Annotated in this window: 1 protein-coding gene; it reads left to right on the top strand. The window is 57.9% G+C overall.

The annotated features are described in order from the left end of the window. A partial coding sequence (locus tag SJI03_RS28815; RefSeq protein WP_322429460.1) for a flagellin occupies positions 1–267 on the top strand: 267 nt, incomplete at its 5' end. Positions 268–546: the final 279 nt, after the last annotated feature.

Genomic DNA, 546 nt, shown 5'->3' with positions numbered 1-546 from the left:
GCCATCGGCAGCCTGGTCTCGGCCATCGACAGCATCGGCGTGGTACGTTCCGCACTGGGCGCCGCCGCCAACCGCCTCGACCACGTCAACAGCAACCTGTCGAACATCTCGACCAACACCAAGGCCGCTACCGGCCGCATCATGGACGTTGACTTCGCCACCGAAAGCTCGAACATGACGTCGTCGCAAATGCTGCTGCAAGCCGGCACCGCGATGCTGAAACAAAGCAACAGCATGTCCTCGATGGTCATGTCCCTGCTGCAATAATCACCGGCGCCTGGCGCCATATGAAAGCCCCGGCAAGCGATTGCCGGGGCTTTTTTCATGGCGGCGCGCCAGATAAAAAATTTCCATGTGGAATTTAATGAAAGGCGCTCCCCTGTCGCCTTGTAGGGGTGAGGGCAAGAAATTACCTGCCGCTCGAAGAATTCACTTACCAGGAGCAATACAATGCTGAGCCTTCACACCAACAACGCATCGCTGTCCGCACAGAACTCGATCGCCAAGACCCAATCGCAACTGTCGACCTCGATGACCCGCCTGTCC

This window comes from Janthinobacterium sp. GMG1 (assembly GCF_034427795.1).
Lineage (GTDB): Bacteria > Pseudomonadota > Gammaproteobacteria > Burkholderiales > Burkholderiaceae_D > Janthinobacterium.
Note: the sequence above shows the minus strand (reverse complement) of the source record. Positions and strands in the feature narration are given on the sequence as shown.